We start from the raw sequence: 23953 nt of genomic DNA on the forward strand, positions 1-23953 counted from the left end.
TATTGTGTTTTATGTAAGCAGCTAAGTAGCAAAACTCAAATTTCATTTAATTTTAATTATCCTTTAATCATTTCGAAATGAGCATGTATCTTTGCCAAAATAATAGACTTGTCACACGTGGATGACCAAATGAATGAAAACAAAAGTACCCAATCTGATGAAGTAGATCTTCATAACTTGTTACTAGCTTTCCAGCGAATGTTTAAGGGTGTAGGAGAAGGTATATTCAGGGTTATCAATGCAATCAAAGCATATTATCTCTTGCTAATTATAAGTATAACAATTGGATTACTTATTAGCTATGCCATGCATTATACTACTAAGCCACACTACACCTCCTCTATGACCCTAATGCTGGCTAATATCCGTAACGAGTTTATGGAAAATCAGCTGGATAACCTCACAGTTATGATTGAAGAGGATAACTATAGTGCAGTAGCAGAAAGGCTTGATATAAATGTAGAGACTGCCCAGCAAATCAAGGAGATGAGCTTTACAAGTTTGGACAGGGATAGGATAGAGGAAGACAGTATATTAACGGGATCACCTTTTCAAATACAATTGGCTCTTTATGATAATACGCTTTTTGGGGTAATGGAGCCAGCAATAGTCAATTATTTAGAAAGCAATCGCTTCTTCACGAAACAGAAGCTAATTAAACAACGACAGGTCTCCAGTATGATATCAAGATTAAAAGGAGAGATAGCATCTATAGATAGTATAAAAACCACTGTTGGAACTCCTAAAGGCCCTGTAAACGGTTTTGTGTATGGTCAACCCATCGATCCTACTAATTTATATAGAGAGAGCGTAACGATGTATGAGCATCAGGTGGAGTTAGAAGCTGACCTTGAACAGTTGGATAACGTGGAAGTTATTACTGGTTTCACTCCACGATTGCATCCTTCAGGACCAATTTTGATGAAGTATTTAGTGACTGGAGGTTTTGTGGCCTTTTTAATTGGAACTATACTAGCTTTAATATTAGAAAGTAAGAAGCGAAACAGAAGCGCACTATAGCGCGTTTTATTTTAAAAGGGGCCGCTGCTATACTTTAGCAGCGGCCCCTTTTTTTTATGCTCAAAGAGCATGCAGCTTATTCATCTTTCCTGGCTACCCAATGCAGGTTATACAAGTCTCTTCTACGGTCTTTCAGGTTACGTACGCTACCGGCTGTGTTAAGATCCTTCAGTAAATCCAAGTCCAGGTCAGCAATAAGCGTCATTTCTGTGTTTGGTGTGGCCTCTGCAATTACAGCATCATGCGGAAAGGCAAAGTCAGAAGGGGAGAAGACAGCAGATTGAGAGTACTGGATGTCCATGTTTTCTACTCTTGGCAGGTTACCTACGCTACCTGTAATAGCCACGTAGCATTCGTTCTCGATGGCACGTGCCTGAGAGCAAAGCCTTACGCGGAGGTAAGCGTTTTTTGTATCTGTCCAGAAAGGCACAAAAAGGATTTTCATGTCCATATCCGAGAGCATACGCGCCAGTTCAGGGAACTCCACATCATAGCAGATCAGGATGCCAATTTTGCCAATATCTGTATCGAATATTTTAAGTTTGTGGCCTCCGCGCATACCCCAGTAATGAGACTCGTCAGGGGTAACGTGTAATTTATACTGCGCATCGTACGTACCATCGCGTCGGCAAAGGTAACTTACGTTGTATAATTTGTTGTCGTAGTATTCTGGCATACTTCCCGCAACAATGTTAATGTTGTAGGAGAGAGCCAGGTGAATCATGCGCTCGCGAATCTCAGTAGTATATTCTGCCATACTTCTAATTGCTTCAGATGGTGATTCTTCGTTCGTAAGAGCCATCAAAGGAGCATTGAAGAATTCAGGGAATACAACGATATCTGATTTGTAAGAGGAAACAGTATCAACAAAAAACTCTACCTGCTGCATAAAATCGTCGAGGTCTTTTACAGCGCGCATTTGCCACTGCACAATACCGATTCGTACAACAGACTTATTGCCCCCGATAAGCTTCTCTTTTTCCTCAAAGTACACATTTATCCACTCCAACAGAGTAGCATAGGCACGTGAATCAGTGTCGTCGGGTAGATAGCCTTTTAAGATACGACGTACGTGGAAGCCATTGCTCAGCTGAAACGAAAGCACCGGGTCAGAAAGCTCTTTGTTGCGCACCATTTCAATGTATTTGGCTGGTGTGAGCGTGTCAGCATAGTCTTTATAACCAGGTATGCGGCCACCAGCAATAATGCCGCGCAGGTTCAGCTTTTCGCAAATTTCTTTACGGGCATCGTAAAGGCGGCGACCCAGCCGAAGGTTACGGTATTCAGGGTCGACAAACACATCTATACCATACAGTGTATCTCCTTCAGGATCATGTGTTTTGAAACTGCCTTTGTCAATAATCTGATCGTAGGTATGTTTATCCCCATACGCATCATAATCCAGTACCAGACTCAAAGCGGCGGCAACAACACGGCCATTATCCTCTATACAAATCTGACCATCCGGAAATTTCTTGAGCAGGTTAGAAAATTCTTTACGGGTCCAGGCGCCATCAATGCTGGAGTAAACCCGCTCCATAATTTCCTTTACCTCTTTGTAATCTTTTAGCTCCAGCTGTCGCAGCAGCAATCTATGTTCAAAACTTGTTTCTTCTTTTTCACTCATAATTTAAGAATGTGGTAATACTTGTTGCTGTGTATACGTGAAACAAGTATAGATTTGATATGATATTCTGAAAGTACACCAGGTGTAGTAGGCGCTTTCATACAAAAATAACGAAAAAAGCACAGTTCAATACTGCGCTTTTTTCGTTATCAACTCATCTGTTGCTGGATTAAGCTTCTATTTCGGGTATCTCGCCTTCTACAAGAAGTTTGCCTGCAGTTGCGGCTATTATTTCCTCTACGCTTACACCAGGAGCTCTTTCCAACAGCTTAAAGCCTCCGTCTACTACTTCCAGCACAGCTAAGTCTGTTACAATTTTCTTTACGCATTTTACCCCAGTTATTGGCAGAGTACAGTCTTTTAGCAGCTTAGAAGAGCCATCACGGGCGGTGTGCTGCATAGCCACTATTATGTTTTTGGCCGATGCTACTAAATCCATGGCTCCCCCCATGCCTTTCACCATTTTGCCTGGAATTTTCCAGTTAGCAATATCACCTGTTTCAGACACTTCCATGGCCCCAAGTATGGTAAGGTGCACATGTTCTCCTCTTATCATGCCAAAGCTTTCAGCAGAACTGAAGATGGCTGAACCTGGTAACGTCGTGATCGTTTGCTTACCTGCGTTAATCATATCGGCATCTACCTGTTCTTCGGTAGGGAAGGGTCCCATGCCCAACAGGCCGTTTTCAGACTGAAGCACCACTTCAATGCCTTCTGGTATATAGTTCGCTACTAAAGTAGGAATTCCAATACCCAGGTTTACGTACATGCCGTTTTGTACTTCTTTTGCGATGCGTTTTGCTATTCCGTGTTTATCTAAAGCCATGCGTCTTTCTTTTACAAATTAAGCCTGTTTAACAGTGCGCTGCTCAATGCGCTTCTCATACTTGTCGCCCTGGAAAATGCGCTGCACATAAATACCCGGTGTATGAATCATGTTCGGGTCTAGTTCTCCGGCAGGCACCAACTCTTCTACTTCGGCTACCGTTATTTTACCGGCTGCTGCCATCATAGGGTTAAAATTGCGTGCTGTTCCTTTATAGATAAGGTTACCGGCAGTATCTCCTTTCCAGGCTTTTACAAAGGAAAAATCTGCTTTAAGCCAACTTTCCATCAAGTACATTTTGCCGTTAAACTCACGACTTTCTTTGCCTTCGCCTACTTCGGTGCCATAACCTGCAGGAGTAAAAAATGCTGGGACACCGGCACCTCCGGCACGTATGCGCTCTGCTAAAGTGCCTTGCGGAATTAGGTCAACTTCCAATTCTCCACTTAACAGCTGGCGCTCAAATTCTGCGTTCTCACCAACATAGCTTGAGATCATTTTTTTTACCTGGTGCTGCTGTAACAGAAGTCCGATACCGAAATCATCTACTCCAGCATTATTAGAAATGCAAGTAAGGTCTTTTACTCCCAAACGAAGAAGTTCTTGGATTGAATTTTCAGGAATGCCGCAGAGGCCGAATCCACCCAGCATGAGTGTCATGCCATCCTGCACACCTTTAAGCGCCTCCTGCGCGTTTTCTACAGTTTTATTTATCATAGTTTTTAACCAGTTTGTTGAGGTAAGTTATATATAAAAAGAGGCATATCGAAATTCAGCGGTCCGTTTTTAGCTTTCAGGCGAAGCAGCATTGTCCATGTTGATGCTAACAACTGCTCCTGAAGTATGGCAGACTCACCTCTTGGTGCTGATGGTAATTTCCAACTGTACATCTCTGCCAACTTTCCTGGCTATTGACTGTTTTACCCGTAATAAATCCTTATTACTGATGACTTTATCAGAAACGAGCCTTACATCCAGCACCATTGGGTTGCCGCCTCTTAAAACAGAAACATCCCTTACAACTATGTCATCAACTTTATAATCATTTAAAGAGCGCATGATGTTATTTTCGCGCACCATAGTCATAAATCCCAAGCCAAGAGGCACACTTACAAGTATAACTATGAATAAAGATATAAGCAGCCCTTTTCTAGCCAGGTGAAAAGGGCTAAACCCAAGTATCATAAAGGTGCAGGATCCTGCCAGAATGATACCTGTAAGGTTGGTCGTAAACAGTAGGAGCGCACCAGAGAACACCTCCCAGTCACCCCAACCAATTCCTATTCCTGAAACAGACAAAGGAGGTACCAGGGCCACGGCAATGGCAACACCTGCCAATGTCTTTGCAATCTCTTTACGGGCATGTGCATAGGCGCCGGCTATACCCGAAAGTATAGCAACACCCAGATCCAATAAGTTTGGCCTTATTCGGGCCATTATTTCTCCGTTTATGGTTTGCAACGGCGTGACCAGGGTTAACAGGATGGCAGCCAGGTAACTTAGCAGCAGGCCAAGACCAATTGTTTTGGCACTTCCCATTGTTAACTTCTTATCTTGCCGCAGTACCCCCATTGACATGGAGATGATTGGCGCCATAAGTGGAGCCAGAATCATAGCACCGATGATAACAGGGGAGGAGTTTGAAAACAGCCCCAAGGTTGCCAGCAGCGTGGATAGCACCATCAAAGTCAGATAAGGACTGGTTGCTTTAGCGTTTTCCCGAAGCGTTACAAATAAATCCCTGAACTCATCAGTCGAGGCATGGTAAATCCAGGACAAGGGTTTGGCTACAATCTCCTGCAAATAAGTTTCGCCTTTAGGAAGTTTGGTTACCCTGTATACTTCGGTTGGTTCGCCTGTCTGCACTTCAACATTTAAATTTCGGCCAGGTATAATGTTATATGCGTCTTCCAGCACCTGCAGTTCAAGGCCTTTGGCACTCATCAAAATATTATCTTGCGCATAATCAAATGGCTCAGGGCTATCAATAATCATGGCTCTGGACTTAATGTGTCCAATGAATGAAGGCAGCTTGGTGTCTTTGGTTGTATCAAAAGTTGACTTTATGTAAAACTTGATTAGCTGTGTTATACTTTTAGGAGCTAGCACGAGGCTGTGCATCCGGCCATCATTTATATAAGAGTCTTTCAGTAGCTGCCTTGCTAAAATATTACTCTTACCGTGCAGAACAGCTATAATTCCAAGTGCTGCTGTTTTGAGTGGCGGCTTGTTATCACTTGTAATCGTAAATGCCTGCGGTATATAAGTTTGAGATTTTGTGAATACTCTCCCAACTTTTTCTAGAGCGCCTAGAAAACTACTTTTAGCCACACTGCCTGCAATCAGGCTCAGGCTGTCTCCTATAACTACTTTATTGAAAACAGGCCTCCCATTGCACAAAAGCAAATCAGCTTTAAGAGGTTTATCAGCTACCACTATATCTTCTATAGCCTGTGCCATATTTGCTGCTATGCCATACCCTTGCCTGGCCTCTTTCATCATGGGGTGTGGAAGTATACCTAAGGTGCAGTTTTTATTGATCACGAGCGCAACCAATTCAGCTAGCATGTCATCATTTAGATAAGTGATGACCCTGCTGTCTGGGAGCATGTTTTTTTTAGAAGTATGATATGGAACAGGATCGATAGTGTAATCTTTGAAAGCCGGTATTATTTTCTCATGTACCGTCTTTTCTTCTAACGGGTCATAAATAAGCGTAATTAAATCCATGTAGTATTACCAGTAAAGGATTAGTTTGGTGCTTGCAGTTATCTCTTCGAATAAAAGTATCAAGAAATGTGGGGCTTCAGTTCCTTATACCAACAGATGTACAGCAGCTTTGGCAAGTCACTATACGGCAGGCAAATCTGGTTAGCTACCTCTTAAGGACTTTTTTATTTTAATCAACAAAAAAAAGCGGCTATATAGTAGCCGCTTTACCTTTAGTACCTTCGCAGAGGCAGTTTATACTTGACGTAATAACTGTTCAGTTGCTTCTTTGTCTTTTCCTAATTGATCTTTTAACGCTTCCAAGCCATCAAACTTACGTTCTTTGCGGAGTTGATCTACAAACTCAACGGTTAAAGTCTGGCCATAGAGGTCGCCGCTATACTGGAGGATATGTACTTCTATGGTCAGGCTTTTCCCGTTTACAGTTGGCCTGACACCAATATTCATCATAGCGGGAAAGCGGTCTTCATTTACAATTGCCCAAACAGCATACACCCCATTGCCTGGTATAAGTTTATGCGCCGGAGGCAAGGCCATGTTTGCTGTAGGATAGCCAATGGTGCGGCCTAACTTCTGGCCTTCTTCCACTACAGAGGTAATACTGTAGTTTCGGCCCAGGTATCGGTTAGCCGTTTCTATATCACCGCTTTCCAGTGCTCTGCGGATTTTGGTTGAGCTTACGCCAATGTCGTCCACGTCTTCGCGTGGTATTTCCTCTACCTCAAATCCATATTGTGCTGAGCGTGCTTTCAGGTGCTCAAAGCTTCCTTCTCTGTTTTTACCAAAGCGGTGGTCATAACCAATAATCAACACTTTGGTATTGATAGCGCGCACTAGTATATCCGTGATAAAGGTGCGTGAGGTAGTGCGTGAAAACTCTTTTGTGAAAGGTATAATCAGAAGGTAATCTATACCAAACGTGTGTAAATGCTCAATGCGTTCATCAATGGTAGAGAGTAGCTGTAAGTCATTATCTTCCGGGAAAAGAACCAGGCGGGGGTGAGGCCAATACGTGATAACGACACTTTGCCCGCCACTTTGCCGTGCGCGCTCCAGCACGCGGCGCAGTATCTTCTGATGCCCTACGTGTACCCCGTCAAATGTGCCGCTGGTAACAACAGCATGATTCAACTGGGGAAAATCAGCTATATCACGAATTACTTTCATCCGCTTCCTCCAGCTGTTTCTTTCTTATCGCTATAATATCGTCAATTGTTAGAGCATCTTCTAGTTTGTAGGCGCCAATGCGGGTGCGTTCTAACTTAGACAAGTGCCCGCCAACACCCAGTTGCTGCCCTAGATCATGTGCCAGGCTACGGATATAGGTACCCTTGCTGCACACCACCCTGAACTCTAGTTCAGGGCCGTTTATACTTGTAATGTCGAATGCCTGAATTGTAATAGTCCTTGGCTTTAAATCCACAGCTTTGCCTTTGCGGGCTAAATCGTAAGCACGTTTCCCGTCTACCTGCACAGCAGAGTATATGGGTGGTATTTGTTCTATAGTGCCTACAAAGGTTTGAGCAGCAGCTTTAATGTCAGCTTCTGTAAGATGGCTCGTGTCATGGGTTTCAGTTACCTCTGTTTCACGATCATAAGAAGGTGTGATTTCACCTAAACGTATGATACCGGTATACTCCTTCTCCTGCCCCTGAATTTCATCAATACGCTTCGTGAATTTACCGGTGCAAAGTATGAGGAGGCCAGTAGCCAACGGATCTAAGGTGCCGGCGTGCCCAACCTTTTTTACCCGAATAGTATTGCGTACTTTCTTCACCACGTCGAAGGATGTCCAGTCGAGCGGCTTATTGAGGAGGAGTATTTCGCCAGCGGCAAAATCGTATTGCATAATTATACCGTTAGTTCGAAGCCCATGGCTAATAGTGTCAGCAACACTACGCCGAGTGCTATTCTGTAATAGCCAAATACCTTAAAGCCATACTTCGTCAGAAAATCGATGAAGAAGCGTATAGCCAGCATGGCCACAATAAATCCTACTACATTACCAATCAGTAGCAGTTTGATATCTTCAGGGTGTATTGCTGCAAAGCTGTTCTGGATCTTATCCATGTCTAATTTGATGACATCAGAAATTTCCAGCTTCAGTAAGTCTTCGACAAACTTATAAGCGGCAGCGGCCAGCATGGTAGGCACAGCAAGAAAGAAGGAGAATTCTGCTGCGGTCTTTCTATCCACCCCTTGCGACAAACCTCCTATAATAGAAGCTGCCGAGCGCGATACCCCGGGTATCATGGCAATGCATTGAAATAAGCCTATTACAACCGCGTTTTTATAAGTGATATGTTCGTCTTTGGAGTTACGGAACCACTTATCTACAAACAAGAGAACGATACCGCCAAGTACCAGCATCACTGCCGTTACCATTACACTTTCAAGCATAGCATCCACAATGTCTTTGAAGGCAAGTCCAAATACAACTGCTGGGATAAAGGCAATCAGAAGTTTTTTATAGAACTCAAAGCTTTGCAAAAAGCGGCGCCAATATAGCACTACTACAGAGAGTATGGTTCCGAACTGAATATTAACTTCAAAAATCTTTGTAATAGGGAGTTCATTAATGCCCATTAGGCTGGAAGCGATAATCATGTGCCCCGTAGACGAAACGGGCAGGAACTCTGTCAATCCTTCAACTATGGCTAAAATAATAGCCTGCCATACACTCATTTAATCCTGCTTTTTGTCTTTAGCCATAATGGCGAAAAATTCCACGGCAAAACCTGCCAATACTACCAAGGGGCCAAGGGTGATTCCCATAAAGCCTAATCCATACTGCTCCGTATCAAGCGACATGATGACAAAGCCTAAAATCAGGAGCGCAATGCCCGTCAGCATCAGGCTGTAGTTCTTTTTGCCGAAAGCAAGCTTGTTTCTGTTTTCTTCCATTAGTTAGTATAATTCGTCTAAAGACATGCCTAAATATTTACGTATGGCTCTGTATGAGCTCATAAAACCAATCACAAGCCCGATTACCACTAAGGCAGCCATTAATATATACGTCTGCTCATCGTTGCGTAACAGCTGTAATTCTGTTATTTCTGAGTAAGCATATTGCATTAACGCAAAAAGCAGGGCAGATGCTATAATGCCGCTCATAATTCCTTGCCAGGCAGCCCGGTTCAGGAACGGGCGCTGAATAAAAAATGAGGTAGCGCCCACCAGTTGCATACTTCTGATCAGGAACCGCTGCGAGTACAAAGCAAGCTTTATGGTGTTGTTAATCAGGATAGTAACAACCAGTACAAGTATGGCTGCAAAACCCAGCAGTATAATGCTGATCTTTTGAATATTTTCATTAATGGACTCTATCAGGCTCTCCACATACTGCACTTCATGTACACCATCTACAGATTCTAAATCAACTTTTATACTTTTGAGCATGGCGGAGCTGGAGTGGTCGGCATCGATTCTCAGCACATAGGCATCCCGTAAAGGATTGTCTCCCAGAAACTCCATGAAATCTTCGCCGGTTTCATCCAGAAAGGCTTTGGCACCATCTTCTTTAGAGACAAAACGTACCTGTGCGGTATCATTGCTGTAAGCTACAAACTCTTTGGAGGCAAAGGTCTTTTGGAGGCGCACCAGCTGTACTTCCGTCAGGTTTCGATCCAGGTATACCTGCATTTCCAAGCTTTCTTTTACCTTCTCAGATAGCTTTCCGGCGTGTATGAGCAGTAACCCGAACACACCTATCACAAAAAGCGCCAGCGTAATGCTGAACACCACCATGGTGTGCGGGTAATTCCCTAGTTTTTTCTTCTTTACGTGTTTTACTTTCGTAGCCATACCTTTTGCCTTCCATCACAAAATTAGGAATATATTTCAAATATGCAGAGGATGGTTTGCCTGCTGCCTAAAAAAGCCTGCCTTGATAGAGGCAGGCTTTTAATTTAAAGTTGCATACGCGGGTCTGAGTCAAGTATAATCCGGTCTCGTTCCTGTTCCTGTTGCTCGCGCCTGCGTTGCCGCCTTTCGCTGTCGAACAGCTCTTTAAAACTATCAAACCGTTTGGTGTGCAGTATACTTATACTTTGGCTCTGTGTAATACGGCCCGTATAGATGTTAGGAGTGGAGTTATACTCCAGGCGTCCTCTTAGCTCACCTGTACGGGAAATATAGTAATCCAGGGTCCAGTCGCCAACATAGGAGGAGGAGCCATCGCCAGCATCATCAGCACTATTAAAACCTGATTCATTTGTCACCCGCAGTCGTCCTTTCAAGAACGTATAGCTTAGGCGCACCTGCAATGCTGAAAGCGCGTCCCGGCTGATATCACCTAATCCAATATCGATCTCCAGGTTGCTGTCTATACTGCTAAAGAAGTTATTTAACTGGCTTGATAAAAGGCTTCCCAAGCTACCGCCTACAGCACCTGCCCCCACACTGCTATCGAAAGCCAGGGTGCCCTGAGGCGATAAACGCTGTAGTACCAACAAGCTAAATACTTGCCTGTTCAATTCACTGGCATCGCTTTTTATAGAGTTGATCAGCGAGTAAAGCTGTGTTTGTACTTCCTGTGGCAGCTGCTCAAAATTTAATCCCAGATCAATTTGTGGGGTGAGCAGGGAGCCGTTTAGTTCAATCAAAGCTATAACCGGATAGCGTCCTGACACATCTACGCCGGGCAACAGGCCATTAAGAGAGGCCAATTGCGTATAAGTAGCCGTAATATCCATTAAGCCTGCGGTTGGGTCTCCGTTCCAGGTGATGGTGCCACCGGGAGTGATTTTGAATTCGCGTGTAACCAGCCCTTCCAGCAGGTTCAGGTTGTAAGCTCCCTGTGTAATCTCAAAGCTGCCATACATGTTAAAATCACCCCGAGTATCGATGGTCATCTGTATATCTCCGTTCCCTGACCCCCTGATAACGTCGCCAGTTGTGCGGTCAATGATTATTTCGAAATAAGCATCGTCTGTCACGTCCAGGTTAAAGTCCAGGTTAATGCCTGAAAGGTCAACTTGCTGGTCTTCTACGGCTACGGCTACTCCTGTGCTATCTGTTTGATTTCGGTTGACGAACCTAATAAAGTCTTTGCGTGCTACATCCGTCTGATTATCCAGCGGTAGCACAATACGGGTGTTTTGCTCGCTTTGTGCATCTATATTTACCTGAAGGTTTTCTACTGGGCCCAACACACTAGCTGTGCCCGTAGCGAAGGCTGTGCCATAGAAAAGTTCGTTCTGGCTGTCGGTGGTGTTCAGCACCATAAAATTACGGTATCTGGCTTCCATGTCTATCACCATATTCTGGAAGCCATCATGAGCGATACCTCCATTTACTGTGGCTTTATTCCCAAAGATATCCTGTAGCTGGGCATTTCTGAAACTAATGCTGTTTGGCCCAAAGTAAATCCTGTCAGCAAAGCGGTAGGTCGTATTGAGGTAGTCAAAGGTAAACTGCCCATTCGTGACCATTACAGAGCCTTTTAAGATAGGATAGTCGAGCCTGCCAAGTATACGTATGCGGCCTTCCATTTCTCCCCGAAGATCAGAAAACAATCCGCGCAAAATAGGTTCGGCCAGTTTGATGTTTGCCTGATCCATAACGGCTAGCATATCCAGTTGGTCTTCCTTCGCCGAAGGATTGTAATTGCCCGTGACCGTTAGCACTTTTTTGCCTTCGCGCTCTATGCTTACATCAACCGAAGCTTTTTGCTGTGCCTTCAGCCAATCAGTTTTTCCTACTATATTTCCGATAAAAACCTGGTCCAGATAAAAAGAATCAACACGCATGGCGGCATTGAACTTTGCCTCGTCATAAAAATCCTGTACCACCATTTCAGCCGTTAGCTCACCGGCAATGGTCATCGAGATCAGCGGGTTCAGGTTGTTCAGGTTGAAATTCTCCACGTTTAGCATCAGGCGGCTGTCCGGATCGTCTGACACTGTGCCCTCAGCCCGGATGCGCTGTTGCTGGTTGGTAAGTGCAAAGTTTTCAAATTCAAGTCTGCGCCCGCCCTCGCTGATGTAAATGGTATTGCCTGGCACAAAGGCCCAAGGGTTTTTTTGCAGTGTTATGTTCGATTCATCAAAAACAACCTGAATCTGGTTTGGTAGAAAGTTCAAGTCACCGGTTATCAGTGCCCGGTTGCTTTGCTCTGGTTGCCTTACACTTGCCGAGAAGTCAATGGTGCGCTCGCTCCAGATACCTTCTACAAAGAAATTCTGGGTGTTTCCCACGCTTGGCAGCTCCTGCCGTTGAGAAGTAAATAAAGCTGCCGCCAGTACATCCGGGTTCTGCTGCAGCTTAGAGGTATTCAACTCTATTACATTTCCGAACAACCTATACTCATCATATAGTATAGTATCTATATCCGCAAAGAGCTCTAGTATGGCAGTATTGCCGTAACGGAAAGAGCCCTCCACCTTCGAGAAATCGGATATAGCCAGTTCAGGGGCAAACAACTCGATGAGTGGATTGATGTGCTTTAAGTATAGATCGTAGCGCACGGCATATTCTTTGGCTGCCACTGTGGGTTTGCGGCTATAGTAGGCTGTGGTGGCTGCTTCATCACTTTCGAAGTTTAAGCGATATTCTTGTGCCAGGGTTTTCAGGTCTTCTATGAGCGTGGTATAGTCAAAATCGCCATTCACCCGGAGTGCCAACAGGTCCGAAGACAAGTATAAACTGCGTTTCCCTTCCGTTATTTCTGAATTGATGAATACAGAATCAATTGGCAATCTGTTTCCTTTATAGCTGACATAGGCACTATCAAATTGCGCTGTCCCTTCAAAATCATCTAAAGCTAACCCTTTAAAATCAAGCTTAGCTTCTGCACTGATAATAAGCGGCTCCTCTGTTAGTTTTAAAGCCTGTAAGTTAATGCGCTCCAAATCTGCCACCATATTAAAAGCCTGCTTTTGCTCCCGAAGGTTAACTTCACCGCTTGCTGTAAATACAAGGTTTGGATCGTCGATGGCAACTTCACCAGTGAAAACCTGGTGGTTTAAGCGGCCGTTCGCGCTGATGTTGCGGTAGTTATACCCGAGTAGCTGAAGTTGTGCTACATCCAGGTTCACCTTTACATTGGCATCGTTGAGTGTAAAGCCTGAGCCTTCCAGGCGCCCGCTCATTGAAATGGTTTTAAACTGATTTTCTACATCTAAGAGCCTGCCCAGGTTAAAGCCGTTGGTGGTAACAAAGCCGCTATAAGAGGAGCCACGTGTGTTGTCGTCTATTTTCAGGTTGATATCTGACTTTACCTTGCCTAATGCAGTGCTGAACTCTCCGTTACTCACAAAGTCATTATAGAAGCCGAGAAACCGGCCATCTAAGGTGACTGTTCCTAACCGTGCGGCAATAGTATAAGCCTCCTGCGGCAGAAACTGGCGCAAATCTCTGGCGTTGATGGTGGAAGGTTTCAGGCGCAGGTTTGCAAAAGTTTCCTTGAAGTTCGGTAATCCATCTGCACTTATGGCGCCTACTAAATGGGTATGCTGGCCATATTCAATATCCAGGTTCGTGGCCGAAAAATCACTTACCAATCCTTTCAGGTTAAGGGTATTTACCTGTAGGTTCTCTTCATATTCCTGGAGTTGTGGCGCAAAAACAGCAATATCCTGGGAGTATACCCTGGAATCCTCTAAACTAGCCGTTATACTTACGCTATCAATAAAAGAGGTGAAGTTGCTAAAGGTATTGTAGTCGAAACGGACATAATGCCTGAGGTTACTTTTGTTGATTTGCAGATCCAGTGCATCCCACTCCCAAAATGTTGGGGCAAAGGTCATGCGGGTGTCCAGGTTGTGCAGTAGCGTATTGGATCGTGTTTCTATCGCTGACAGATCCGTGATGTTTACCTTCATCGTATCTTCCAGCTCAATTTGATTGAAGCGGCCATTCAGTTTCTTAAAACTAAGATGGCTGTAATTCATGCCATACGTTGTGGCCGTATCATTAAAGTCATCGTAGGTGAACTCACCGTTTTTGATGATCAGCTCGCCCAGCTGAAAGTTGAACGGCTCAGAAGGTTTTGTGGTGTCTTTTACAAATAAGTCGCCTAATGCATTAATAAAGCTGCTCAAGTTAAGCGTATCGCTGCCCGCATATTGTACAAGGTTGGCGCGGGGATTCTGTAATTCAAGTGTGTTGATATTCAGCGTACTTAAGTCGAGCAAAGAAAACGCTGCTATATCAGCTTCTACACGCCCCACGTATACCAGCTCATTGTCGCGGCTGTCCTGCACTAGTAATTGCTCAAGCACTACATTGCTGAAAAACTCTATATCTACCCGGCCTATACTTACCTGGTGCTGCGTGGCTTCAGAGAGATAGGCTGCCACGCGCTGCGCCACCTTTGTCTGCACCGAAGGAAATCGGATGGCGACAAAAACGGCTGCAAACAGCAGCAAAAGGAACAGGAATAGCCCCAAAACTATTTTTAGAATAGCTTTTCCTATAACTTTGAAGTAATTTGTTGACTGTTCCTTTTCCAAAGATGACTGAACCTACAATCTTAGCAATTGAATCTTCTTGCGACGAAACCTCAGCCGCGGTAATCCGTGGGGGCAAGGTTTTATCTAATATAGTTAACACACAAGCCGTACACGAACAATATGGCGGTGTAGTTCCTGAGCTAGCTTCCAGAGCGCACCAGCAAAATATCATACCGGTGGTTGCGCAGGCCCTGCTTCAGGCAAATGTAAATAAAAGTGAGCTAAATGCCGTTGCCTTTACACGTGGACCAGGGCTTTTAGGTGCGTTGCTTGTTGGCAGCTCCTTTGCCAAGTCTTTCGCATTAGGTTTAAATATACCTTTGATAGATGTAAACCACATGCAGGCCCATATTCTGGCTCACTTCATTGATGATCCTAAACCGCAATTTCCGTTCCTATGTTTAACGGTTAGTGGCGGCCATACACAGATAGTGCTTGTAAAGGATCACCTGGACATGGAAGTTATTGGGCAGACCACCGACGATGCGGTGGGAGAAGCCTTTGACAAAACCGCCAAAATGCTGGGCCTACCTTACCCCGGTGGGCCAATGCTCGATAAAATGGCTGCCCAGGGTAATCCAAAAGCATTTGAGTTTCCGGTAGGCAATATGCCTGCCTACAATTACTCTTTTAGCGGCATCAAAACTTCGGTTTTATACTTCCTCAGAGATAAAACGAAGAATGATGCAGCCTTCGTACAGGAGAACATAGCCGATATTTGTGCCAGCGTACAGAAAACCCTTATCAAGACCTTATTGAAGAAGGTGGTTTTGGCTTCGAAAGAACTAGGCGTGAAGGAAATTGCCATAGCAGGAGGAGTGTCAGCTAATTCAGGACTGCGTAGAACACTGCAGGAGTACGCCGCTAAGTATAACTGGAATGTGTATATCCCAGCCTTTCAGTATTGCACTGATAATGCAGGTATGATTGCTATAGCTGCTCACTACCAGTATCTTAAAGGCGATTTTGCAAGCCAGTATGTGAGCCCGGAGCCACGATTAAAAATTTGAGCAGAATCTGCTAGAAGATAAGTTTCTCAGCTTGTATGAATGGATGTTGTGTCTGCTGATAATTGAAAATATACATCCGAAAGCTGAGAATGCTTTAAAGTGAAACAAGAGCAGCAATAATGAAAACCGGAGACACCCGTACCTATGTTAAACTCGTAACGGCAGCAGATTTTGCTCAGTTTGATGATGGACTGGTGCATGCTGTGTGTTCTACTTTTTCGCTTGCGCAGGCAGCAGAGTGGGCGGGTAGGCTGTTTGTGCTGGATATGAAAGCCGAAGATGAAGAAGGTATAGGTACTTTTTTAAGCATCAATCATAAAGCTCCTGCTTTTGAGGGGGAACAGGTGGTGATTACTGCTTCCTTAGTCAAGCAGGATGGGCATGAGGTTGTATGTTCTTATGTGGCTCGTGTGGGGGAGCGCCTGGTGGCAGATGGAGAAACGGGACAGAAAATTTTAAAAAAAGAAAAACTTGCCAAAATTTTGGCACCGAACAAAGTATAAATGGCAAAGCAAGAGAAAGACAGAATAAAGAAACATGTGAACATCGTTAACCGGAAAGCTTCCTTTGAATATCAGTTCATAGATAAGTATACGGCTGGCGTGATGCTGAAAGGAACGGAGATAAAATCTATTCGTGAGGGTAAGGTGAACATGCAGGATGGCTATTGTGTGTTTACCAATGGTGAATTGTGGCTCCATAACGTGCATATATCTACTTATACAGAAGGCACGCACTTTAACCATGAGCCCGTTAGAACCCGAAAGCTGCTTCTAAAGAAATCTGAGCTTAGCAAGCTGGAGTCAAAATCAGAGGAGCAGGGGGTAACCATTATCCCTACCCGTGTCTTTATAAGTGATCGTGGTTTTGCTAAAGTAGAGATTGCACTTGCGAAGGGTAAGAAGCTGTATGACAAGCGCCAGGATATAAAAGAAAAAGATGTGAAACGCGAGCTTGACCGCAGCGGCTATTAATATATTTGAGTTCTGATAGAGCGAATAAGTGAGTAATAGTATAGCTCAACGTTCAGTCAATATTTATTCAGTTATTCAATAATCGCTCATTCAAAAATAAATCAAGGTGGAATACGGGATAGGTATGCTAAGTGTGGTGCCAATGCGTGCCGAGACATCTGACAAAGCTGAAATTGTTACACAATTGCTGTTTGGTGAGTGCTATGAAGTAGTAGCAAAGGAAGGAAACTGGCTTTGTCTGCAACTCACTACAGACGGTTATCGTGGGTGGATTGACTATAAACAACACACACCCGTTTCAGAAACATACTATCAGGAGTGGCTACAGGCAAAGCATCCGCGTGTGCTGGACATACTTGGTTTTGTGCAGCAGCAAGAGGTGCAAATCCCGGTGGGTATTGGTAGCTACCTTCCTTTCTTTGACGGTCAGAACGTACGTATAAACGACTCATTTCTTGCATACAGCGGGAGGTCCTCTGCAATCTCAGATGCCGTTACCACAGCACACTTGACAGCGTTAGCCACTTGTTTCCTTAAGTTTCCTTATTTATGGGGAGGAAAGTCGGTTTTTGGTATCGACTGCTCAGGCTTTACGCAGCAGGTATTTGGCATTTGTGGCTATCAGTTGCCGCGGGATGCTTATCAGCAAGTGCTACATGGGGAAGAGGTGCATTTCGTAACCCAGGCACAGCCAGGAGATCTGGCATTTTTTTCCAATGCGGAAGGGCGCATCGTTCACGTAGGCATTGTGATGGAAGAGCAGAAAATCATACATGCGCATGGTGAGGTTCGAATAGACAAACTCGATCATAATGGTATTTTCAATAATGATCTGATGCGCTATACCCACAACTTACGCATCATCAAGAGAATTTCTTTCTAAAACTGCTGATTTCCTATAACTTACGTATACTGTGGCGGTTAATTCCGTAGAAGCTATGCGTAAGTCATGAAATTGGCTATGAAAGATAAAGTACTCATCCTGAACCAAGATTTTAACGCTATTGCGGTTTGCTCTGTGCACAAAGCATTTCTGTTGGTGTACCTGGATAAAGCAGAAATGGTAACCCGATCCGACGGTGAATTTTTGCACTCCATTAGCGCCGCCTACCCGGTGCCTTCTGTGATAAGGCTACAAAATTACGTGCATGTTCCTTATTTTGGAATATCTCTCAGTAGACATAATGTTTTGCGGCGCGACAACTACAGTTGCCAATATTGTGGATCTGTTAAAAATCTCACTCTAGATCATCTGTTACCTCGCTGCAGGGGAGGAGAGACCAAGTGGCAAAACCTGGTAACAGCCTGCTCGCGATGCAACTCACGCAAAGGAGACCGGACGCCTGAAGAGGCAGGTCTGAAGCTGCTCCGAAAACCTGTCCGCCCATCGCTAAAAAGCTTTCTGCAGTTGCACGTGAATCCTGGCAATAAAGACTGGCGTGTATACCTGGGTATGGAGTATTAAGAGTTGATGAGTGTTGCTAATAAATTTAGCTATATGTGTTTAAGTTTAAGCTAATCAAATGCTTGTGGCATGAAGTGATGTGTTCACTTTAACATAAAATGCTTTTTTGCGCTAATGTTGCTCTTAGCCTTTCCTTTCTTAAGTAAACATGCTTCTTCCGTAAGTATACTTTCAATTTCCTTTTCTAGCGCACTCATACTACTTGCAGAACCACATCTACTTGAACTGACTTGTTATTAAATAACTAATCTGTCTTTTTATGCTGCAAGTTGCTGGTTACTAATAATTAGAGATGATTTGCTTGCTGCAAGCTGTAGATTACCAACACGTGCATACATTATTAAATACGAGTGGTTTTTTATCAGGAAAATTCTTACTTTTGCAGTTCATTCAGGTGAATGAGCCCGTACTAAAATTTGCGGGAGTTGTAAAACTAAACCAAACCGGCTTATTGCTCTAGGTCGGTGGCTACGCAAGAGCAGAAAAAACAATATGAGTAATTCTCCAGAAAATTTCGACTGGGACAAGTTTGAGTCTCAGGGTTTCGGTGCTGGTTACAGCAAAGCAGAGAAAGCCGAAATGGAACAAATGTATGACGACACCCTGACTACCGTACAGGAGCAGGAGGTTGTTACTGGAACCGTTGTTGCCGTTACTGACCGTGACGTAATTCTTAACATCGGTTTCAAATCTGACGGATTGGTGTCTGCCTCTGAATTCAGAGATATGCCAAACCTGAAGCCTGGTGACCAGGTAGAAGTATTTATTGAAGATCAGGAAGATCCTAATGGTCAGCTTATCTTGTCTCGCAAGAAAGCGAAAATCGTTAGCGCCTGGGCTAAAATCTATGATGCACTTGAGAACGACAAAGTTCTGGAGGGTGTTGTTAAGAGAAGAACCAAAGGTGGTCTTATCATGGATATCCATGGTGTGGAAGCCTTCTTGCCAGGTTCACAAATCGACGTGAAGCCAATCCGTGACTTCGACGTATTTGTTGGCAAGCAGATGGAAGTAAAAGTTGTGAAAATCAACGCTGCTTTCGATAACGTGGTTGTATCTCACAAAGTGCTTATCGAGAAAGATCTTGAGCAGCAGCGTGCCGCTATCCTGAACAACCTTGAAAAAGGACAGGTTCTGGAAGGTGTTATCAAGAACATGACAAACTTCGGTGTGTTCATCGACCTTGGTGGCGTAGACGGTCTGCTTCACATCACAGATATTTCATGGGGACGTATCAACCACCCAGAAGAAGTATTAAACCTTGACCAGAAAGTAAACGTGGTAGTTCTTGACTTCGATGAAGACAAGAAGCGTATCTCTCTTGGTATGAAGCAGCTTACGCCACATCCGTGGGATGCTCTTCCAGCTGAGATTGAAGTTGGTTCAAGAGTTAAAGGTAAAATCGTTAACGTGGCTGATTACGGCGCATTCCTTGAGCTTATGCCAGGAGTTGAAGGCCTGATCCACGTTTCTGAAATGTCTTGGTCTCAGCACCTGCGTAACCCACAAGACTTCATCAAGCAAGGCGACGAGGTTGAAGCAGTTGTTCTGACAATGGACCGTCAGGAGCGCAAGATGTCTTTGGGCATTAAGCAGCTTACCGAAGATCCTTGGAACAAAGAAAATGTGTTAACGAAGTATGCAGTAGGCACGAAGCACACTGGCATCGTTCGTAACCTGACTAACTTCGGCCTGTTCTTAGAACTTGAAGAAGGTGTTGACGGTCTTGTACACGTATCTGACCTTTCTTGGACTAAGAAAATTAAACACCCATCTGAGTTCGTGAAAGTTGGTGATAACCTGGATGTAGTTGTTCTGGAGCTTGATGTTCCTAACAGAAGACTTGCATTAGGCCACAAGCAGCTTGAAGAAAACCCTTGGGATACGTTTGAGTCTGTATTCAACATTGGTTCTGTACACAAAGCTACTGTACTTGAGAAATCAGACAGAGGCGCTGTACTTGAGTTGCCTTATGGCATCGAAGGTTTTGCTTTCCCTAAAGGCTTAGCAAAAGAAGACGGATCTCAGGTTGAAGTAGGTGAGTCACTTGACTTCAGAGTAACTGAATTCTCTAAAGAAGATCGTAAGATCATCCTTTCGCACACTGCTTCTCATTCTGAAGTAGAGGCTACCAGAACTGCAAGAGCTACGAAGAAGCCTGCTGCTGGTGCTGAGAAGAAAGAAAAAGCTTCTGCGCCTAAAGTTCAGAAAGATGCTGATAAGTCTACCCTAGGTGACCTGGATGCATTATCTGCTCTGAAAGAGCAAATGCTGGAGAATGAGAAAGAAGCTGGTGTTAAGAAGTTAGAAGCTGCTGCTGCAAAGAAAACGCAGGACGGTGATAGCGATGACAACGCATCTGAATCTTCTGAAGAAAACAATGCTTAATCCATAAGCTTGTTCTATAAAAGAAAGCCCCGGAGTAATCCGGGGCTTTTTTGTTTATATAGCACAGGGCAGGGCTTGCTGTTTTGGTGTCCACAACTATCCAGGAGAGTGTTAAGTATGTTAAACTGAATTCAAGTATAATTTAACTAGCTGTAACTCAAACTATAGCTGGTACTGTAATAGAAATAACCGAAAAATATGCCTATAAAGTTTGCCAGGCATATTTCTATGTGTATATTTGCACTCCAATCGATTAACACGGTAACGTGGCCGAGTGGCTAGGCTCAGCTCTGCAAAAGCTGCTACAGCGGTTCGAATCCGCTCGTTACCTCCAAACCCTGCTAAGATTTCTTAGCAGGGTTTTTTTGTACCCACTTTTCTTATTCGTTTCTCCATTCTATACTTATCTTCTTATTCAATCAGGAGGGGAATAATTCTTTTCTTCCTCTAATCTTTTGATATCATAATTCGTACTCACCAGTACTAAGCCACTTTTGGCTTAATGATGAAGTATAGCCTTCAAGCTTTTTGATTAAAGAAGTGCCAGAACCGAACCTAAAAAGAGCACCAAAAATTGCACAGCAATCGTATCATATCGCCTAAAAGAATAGGATAGCAGAAGGCAGAAACTGTATCTGATAGAAAACGCATAGCTTGCACAGCGAATTCCAACACATGAAGATCATAGATTTGCGCGTAATGCGCGGGCCAAACTATTGGTCAGTTAAGCACCCCAAACTCATTGTTATTAAGTTAGACCTGGAAGGGCTAAGCCATAAAAGTACGAACAACATCCCTTCCTTCTCCTCAAGGCTGAAAAAGTTGCTGCCAGTGTTAGAGAGCCACAGAGCGGATGAGAAGGAGGGTGAAGGGTTCTTTCATCAACTAGAAGAAGGTATAACATTTGGCCATGTGGTACAGCATGTGGCGCTTGCGCTGCAAACAATGGCAGGTATGGAAAGCAGCTACGGCCGAAGCTATCCTGCACATGAAGAGGACCACATGATGGTCGTGTTTTCTTACCAGGAAGAGCGAGCTGGAGAACATGCAGCTTATGCAGCTGTAAGGTTAACAAAAGCCTTACTGGCAGGAGAAAAAGTAAGTATAACCGATGATGTAAACCGACTGCACGAAATAAGGGAAGATGAATATTTTGGTCCCAGCACCTTCTCGATTGTTTCTGAGGCAAGCAGCAGAGGTATACCTTACATTAGACTCAACCGGCACTCGCTCATTCAGTTGGGCTATGGTGTAAACCAGAAGCGTATACAGGCCACCATGACCTCCCAAACTGCTTGTTTCGCCGTGGAAATAGCAGGGGACAAAAAGGCTACAAAAGACATTCTGGAAGATGCAGGTATACCTGTTCCGAAAGGAACAACCATCTATGCAGCCGAAGAACTGAAGCAAACCATCAGTTGGTTAGGCTTCCCGTTGGTGATAAAGCCTTTAGATGGCAACCATGGCAAAGGGGCTACCATCAACATAGCTAACTTCAAAGATGCACAGAAAGGCTTTGCAGAGGCTCAGAAGTTCTCTCAGGGAGTGATGGTGGAGCAGTTTATTGAAGGGTTTGACTTCAGGCTTTTGGTGATTAACGGTAAATTTATAGCTGCTGCTAAACGTACACCCGCTATGGTAACAGGAGATGGATGTTCTACCATAAAACAGCTGATTGATAAGGAAAACAAAGACCCAAGGCGTGGAATTGGGCACGAAAAAGCACTCACCCGAATACATATTGATAAGCATACACTTGATCTACTCAAAAAGCAAAACCTGACAACAAAGTCTGTATTGCCTGCAGGAGAGGTTTTATACTTGAAGAGTACGGCCAATATAAGTACAGGTGGCACTGCAACAGATGTAACAGACCTCATTCATCCGTACAACATATTAATGGCTGAGCGTATAGCTGGCTTGATTGGCCTCGATATATGCGGTATAGATGTGATGACTACTGATATTGCCATTCCGTTAAATGAGGCCAGAGGAGCCGTACTAGAGGTGAATGCTGCCCCAGGTTTCAGGATGCATATTTCTCCTACCTATGGGCTACCAAGAAACGTGGCAGAGCCTGTAATTGATATGCTTTTCCCGCATCCTAAGCCTGCACGCATACCTATTGTAGCGGTGACGGGAACCAACGGTAAAACCACTACTACACGTCTGATTGCCCACATGGTAAAGCATAAAGGCTACCAGGTTGGCTATACTACTACAGATGGTATTTATGTGCAGGATAAGCTACTGGAAAAAGGAGATACAACAGGATCCTACAGTGCAGAGTTTGTCCTTAAAGACCCTACCGTAAACTTTGCTGTGCTGGAGTGTGCACGCGGAGGGTTGTTGCGTTCCGGCTTAGGTTTCGAGCAATGTGATGTGGGCATTGTAACAAATGTCAGCTCTGATCATTTAGGTCTGCGTGATATACATACGGTAGAAGAACTGGCTAAGGTGAAGGCTGTTATTCCAAAAAGCGTTCGCAAAGATGGTTATGCAATTTTGAATGCAGATGATGATCTAGTGTATGCTATGGCGCAGGAAGTAAAATGCAATGTGGCCTTTTTCAGTATGGATGAGGAAAACCCGCGCATTTTAAAGCATATAGCTAAAGGTGGGTTAGCGGCTGTGTTCGAAAACGGGTATATCTCCCTCTTCAAGAACAGCTATAAAATCAGGATAGACCGAGTGGCTGATATTCCACTTACTTTTGGAGGCAAGGCCAGGTTTAACATCGAAAACATTTTGGCAGCTACCTTGGCAGGTTATGTGTCGCATATAGATGTAGAGGACATTAAAACCGCATTCCGAACCTTTATTCCATCTCCTAGTAAAACACCTGGCCGCATGAATCTGTTTAAGTTTCCGGAATTTGAGGTGCTTGTTGACTATGCTCACAACGTGGGAGGACTAAAATCGATTGGAGATTACATCAATGCATTGGAGGTGAACAAGAAAGTTGGGATTGTTGCTGCTGTAGGAGATCGTCGTAAAGAAGATTTCTATGAGATGGGTTGTGTGGCAGGAGAGGTATTCGATGAAATAATTGTTCGGTTAGATGCAGACTTAAGGGGTAAGACAGCAGAAGAGATAACCGGGCCGTTATTGGAGGGTTTAGAAGATACTGCTCCTGCCAAACCCGTGCATGTTATTCCCTCTGAAATGAGTGCTATTGCTTATGCGCTGGAGCATGCCGAAGCAGGTTCTTTTATTGCCATCTTTACTGAAGAAATAGAAGAATCAGTGAAAATGGTCGAAAGCTTTAAAGTTATTCAAGACCGTAAGGTAATGATAGAATAAAGCGCTGGCAGCAGCGTTAAAATAATTAAAATGTGAACGATGGACTAAAGCCCCTGCCTAAGAGGCTGTTTTGATTTAGTTGAGTAAAAAAGCAGGTGTCGGTTGTTGGGTAATAAAAGTTTGCAGACTTATGACTTACCCAAGCGATTTAACCGAC

At 44.1% G+C, this 23953-nt stretch carries 18 protein-coding genes and 1 tRNA gene; 9 read left to right on the forward strand and 10 right to left on the reverse strand.

The window, feature by feature from the left end; genetic code table 11:
- The first annotated feature begins 129 nt into the window (after window positions 1–129).
- Window positions 130–1020, forward strand: a complete 891-nt coding sequence (locus ACFQ2O_RS07655) for a chain length determinant protein (RefSeq protein ID WP_377525116.1) — start codon at window positions 130–132, stop codon at window positions 1018–1020.
- 76 nt (window positions 1021–1096) lie between these two features.
- Here the strand turns inward: ACFQ2O_RS07655 and ACFQ2O_RS07660 are convergent, their stop codons facing one another.
- The 10 genes from ACFQ2O_RS07660 to ACFQ2O_RS07705 form a co-directional block, all read right to left on the reverse strand.
- Window positions 1097–2647, reverse strand: coding sequence for a GNAT family N-acetyltransferase (locus ACFQ2O_RS07660; RefSeq protein WP_377525119.1), 1551 nt, complete (start codon window positions 2645–2647; stop codon window positions 1097–1099).
- 169 nt (window positions 2648–2816) lie between these two features.
- The gene (locus ACFQ2O_RS07665) at window positions 2817–3473 is read right to left on the reverse strand and encodes a 3-oxoacid CoA-transferase subunit B (RefSeq protein WP_377525123.1); all 657 of its coding nucleotides are present in this window, start codon (window positions 3471–3473) and stop codon (window positions 2817–2819) included.
- Window positions 3474–3491: 18 nt separating this feature from the next.
- Window positions 3492–4190, reverse strand: coding sequence for a CoA transferase subunit A (locus ACFQ2O_RS07670; protein WP_377525126.1), 699 nt, complete (start codon window positions 4188–4190; stop codon window positions 3492–3494).
- 135 nt (window positions 4191–4325) lie between these two features.
- Window positions 4326–6203 carry a DUF389 domain-containing protein gene (locus tag ACFQ2O_RS07675; protein WP_377525130.1) on the reverse strand — a complete coding sequence of 626 codons (1878 nt, stop codon included), beginning with the start codon at window positions 6201–6203 and terminating at the stop codon, window positions 4326–4328.
- A gap of 234 nt (window positions 6204–6437) precedes the next feature.
- Entirely contained in the window at window positions 6438–7370 is a 933-nt protein-coding gene (locus ACFQ2O_RS07680; protein ID WP_377525133.1) for a bifunctional riboflavin kinase/FAD synthetase, read from the reverse strand.
- The gene (truB, locus tag ACFQ2O_RS07685; RefSeq protein WP_377525136.1) at window positions 7354–8052 is read right to left on the reverse strand and encodes a tRNA pseudouridine(55) synthase TruB; all 699 of its coding nucleotides are present in this window, start codon (window positions 8050–8052) and stop codon (window positions 7354–7356) included. Before truB ends, ACFQ2O_RS07680 begins: the two co-directional genes overlap by 17 nt.
- A gap of 2 nt (window positions 8053–8054) precedes the next feature.
- Window positions 8055–8888, reverse strand: a complete 834-nt coding sequence (locus ACFQ2O_RS07690; RefSeq protein ID WP_377525139.1) for an undecaprenyl-diphosphate phosphatase — start codon at window positions 8886–8888, stop codon at window positions 8055–8057.
- Window positions 8889–9107, reverse strand: a complete 219-nt coding sequence (locus ACFQ2O_RS07695; protein ID WP_377525142.1) for a DUF3098 domain-containing protein — start codon at window positions 9105–9107, stop codon at window positions 8889–8891. It abuts the gene before it with no gap.
- Window positions 9108–9110: 3 nt separating this feature from the next.
- A complete protein-coding gene (locus tag ACFQ2O_RS07700; protein ID WP_377525145.1) occupies window positions 9111–10007 on the reverse strand; it encodes a cell division protein FtsX in 897 nt (298 codons plus the stop codon).
- A 104-nt stretch (window positions 10008–10111) separates the two neighbouring features.
- Window positions 10112–14656, reverse strand: coding sequence for a translocation/assembly module TamB domain-containing protein (locus ACFQ2O_RS07705; RefSeq protein WP_377525149.1), 4545 nt, complete (start codon window positions 14654–14656; stop codon window positions 10112–10114).
- Between the two features lie 2 nt (window positions 14657–14658).
- Here ACFQ2O_RS07705 and tsaD point away from each other — a divergent pair, with 2 nt between their 5' ends.
- The 8 genes from tsaD (at window position 14659) to cphA (ending at window position 23796) form a co-directional block, all read left to right on the forward strand.
- The gene (tsaD, locus tag ACFQ2O_RS07710) at window positions 14659–15666 is read left to right on the forward strand and encodes a tRNA (adenosine(37)-N6)-threonylcarbamoyltransferase complex transferase subunit TsaD (RefSeq protein WP_377525152.1); all 1008 of its coding nucleotides are present in this window, start codon (window positions 14659–14661) and stop codon (window positions 15664–15666) included.
- A gap of 119 nt (window positions 15667–15785) precedes the next feature.
- Window positions 15786–16169 carry a thioesterase family protein gene (locus ACFQ2O_RS07715; RefSeq protein ID WP_377525156.1) on the forward strand — a complete coding sequence of 128 codons (384 nt, stop codon included), beginning with the start codon at window positions 15786–15788 and terminating at the stop codon, window positions 16167–16169.
- Window positions 16170–16640, forward strand: coding sequence for an SsrA-binding protein SmpB (smpB, locus tag ACFQ2O_RS07720; protein WP_377525159.1), 471 nt, complete (start codon window positions 16170–16172; stop codon window positions 16638–16640).
- Window positions 16641–16746: 106 nt separating this feature from the next.
- Window positions 16747–17523 (forward strand): C40 family peptidase, encoded by a 777-nt coding sequence (locus ACFQ2O_RS07725; protein ID WP_377525163.1) that lies wholly within the window; start codon window positions 16747–16749, stop codon window positions 17521–17523.
- Between the two features lie 78 nt (window positions 17524–17601).
- Complete coding sequence (locus ACFQ2O_RS07730) at window positions 17602–18105, forward strand: HNH endonuclease (protein WP_377525166.1); 504 nt, start codon at window positions 17602–17604, stop codon at window positions 18103–18105.
- A 492-nt stretch (window positions 18106–18597) separates the two neighbouring features.
- Window positions 18598–20493 (forward strand): 30S ribosomal protein S1, encoded by a 1896-nt coding sequence (gene rpsA / locus ACFQ2O_RS07735; protein ID WP_377525169.1) that lies wholly within the window; start codon window positions 18598–18600, stop codon window positions 20491–20493.
- 260 nt (window positions 20494–20753) lie between these two features.
- Window positions 20754–20827: transfer RNA gene (locus ACFQ2O_RS07740), tRNA-Cys, on the forward strand.
- A 341-nt stretch (window positions 20828–21168) separates the two neighbouring features.
- Window positions 21169–23796, forward strand: a complete 2628-nt coding sequence (gene cphA / locus ACFQ2O_RS07745; protein ID WP_377525173.1) for a cyanophycin synthetase — start codon at window positions 21169–21171, stop codon at window positions 23794–23796.
- The last annotated feature ends 157 nt before the right edge of the window (window positions 23797–23953 follow it).

Origin of the sequence: Pontibacter rugosus (assembly GCF_042678745.1) — a bacterium.
Classification (GTDB): domain Bacteria; phylum Bacteroidota; class Bacteroidia; order Cytophagales; family Hymenobacteraceae; genus Pontibacter; species Pontibacter rugosus.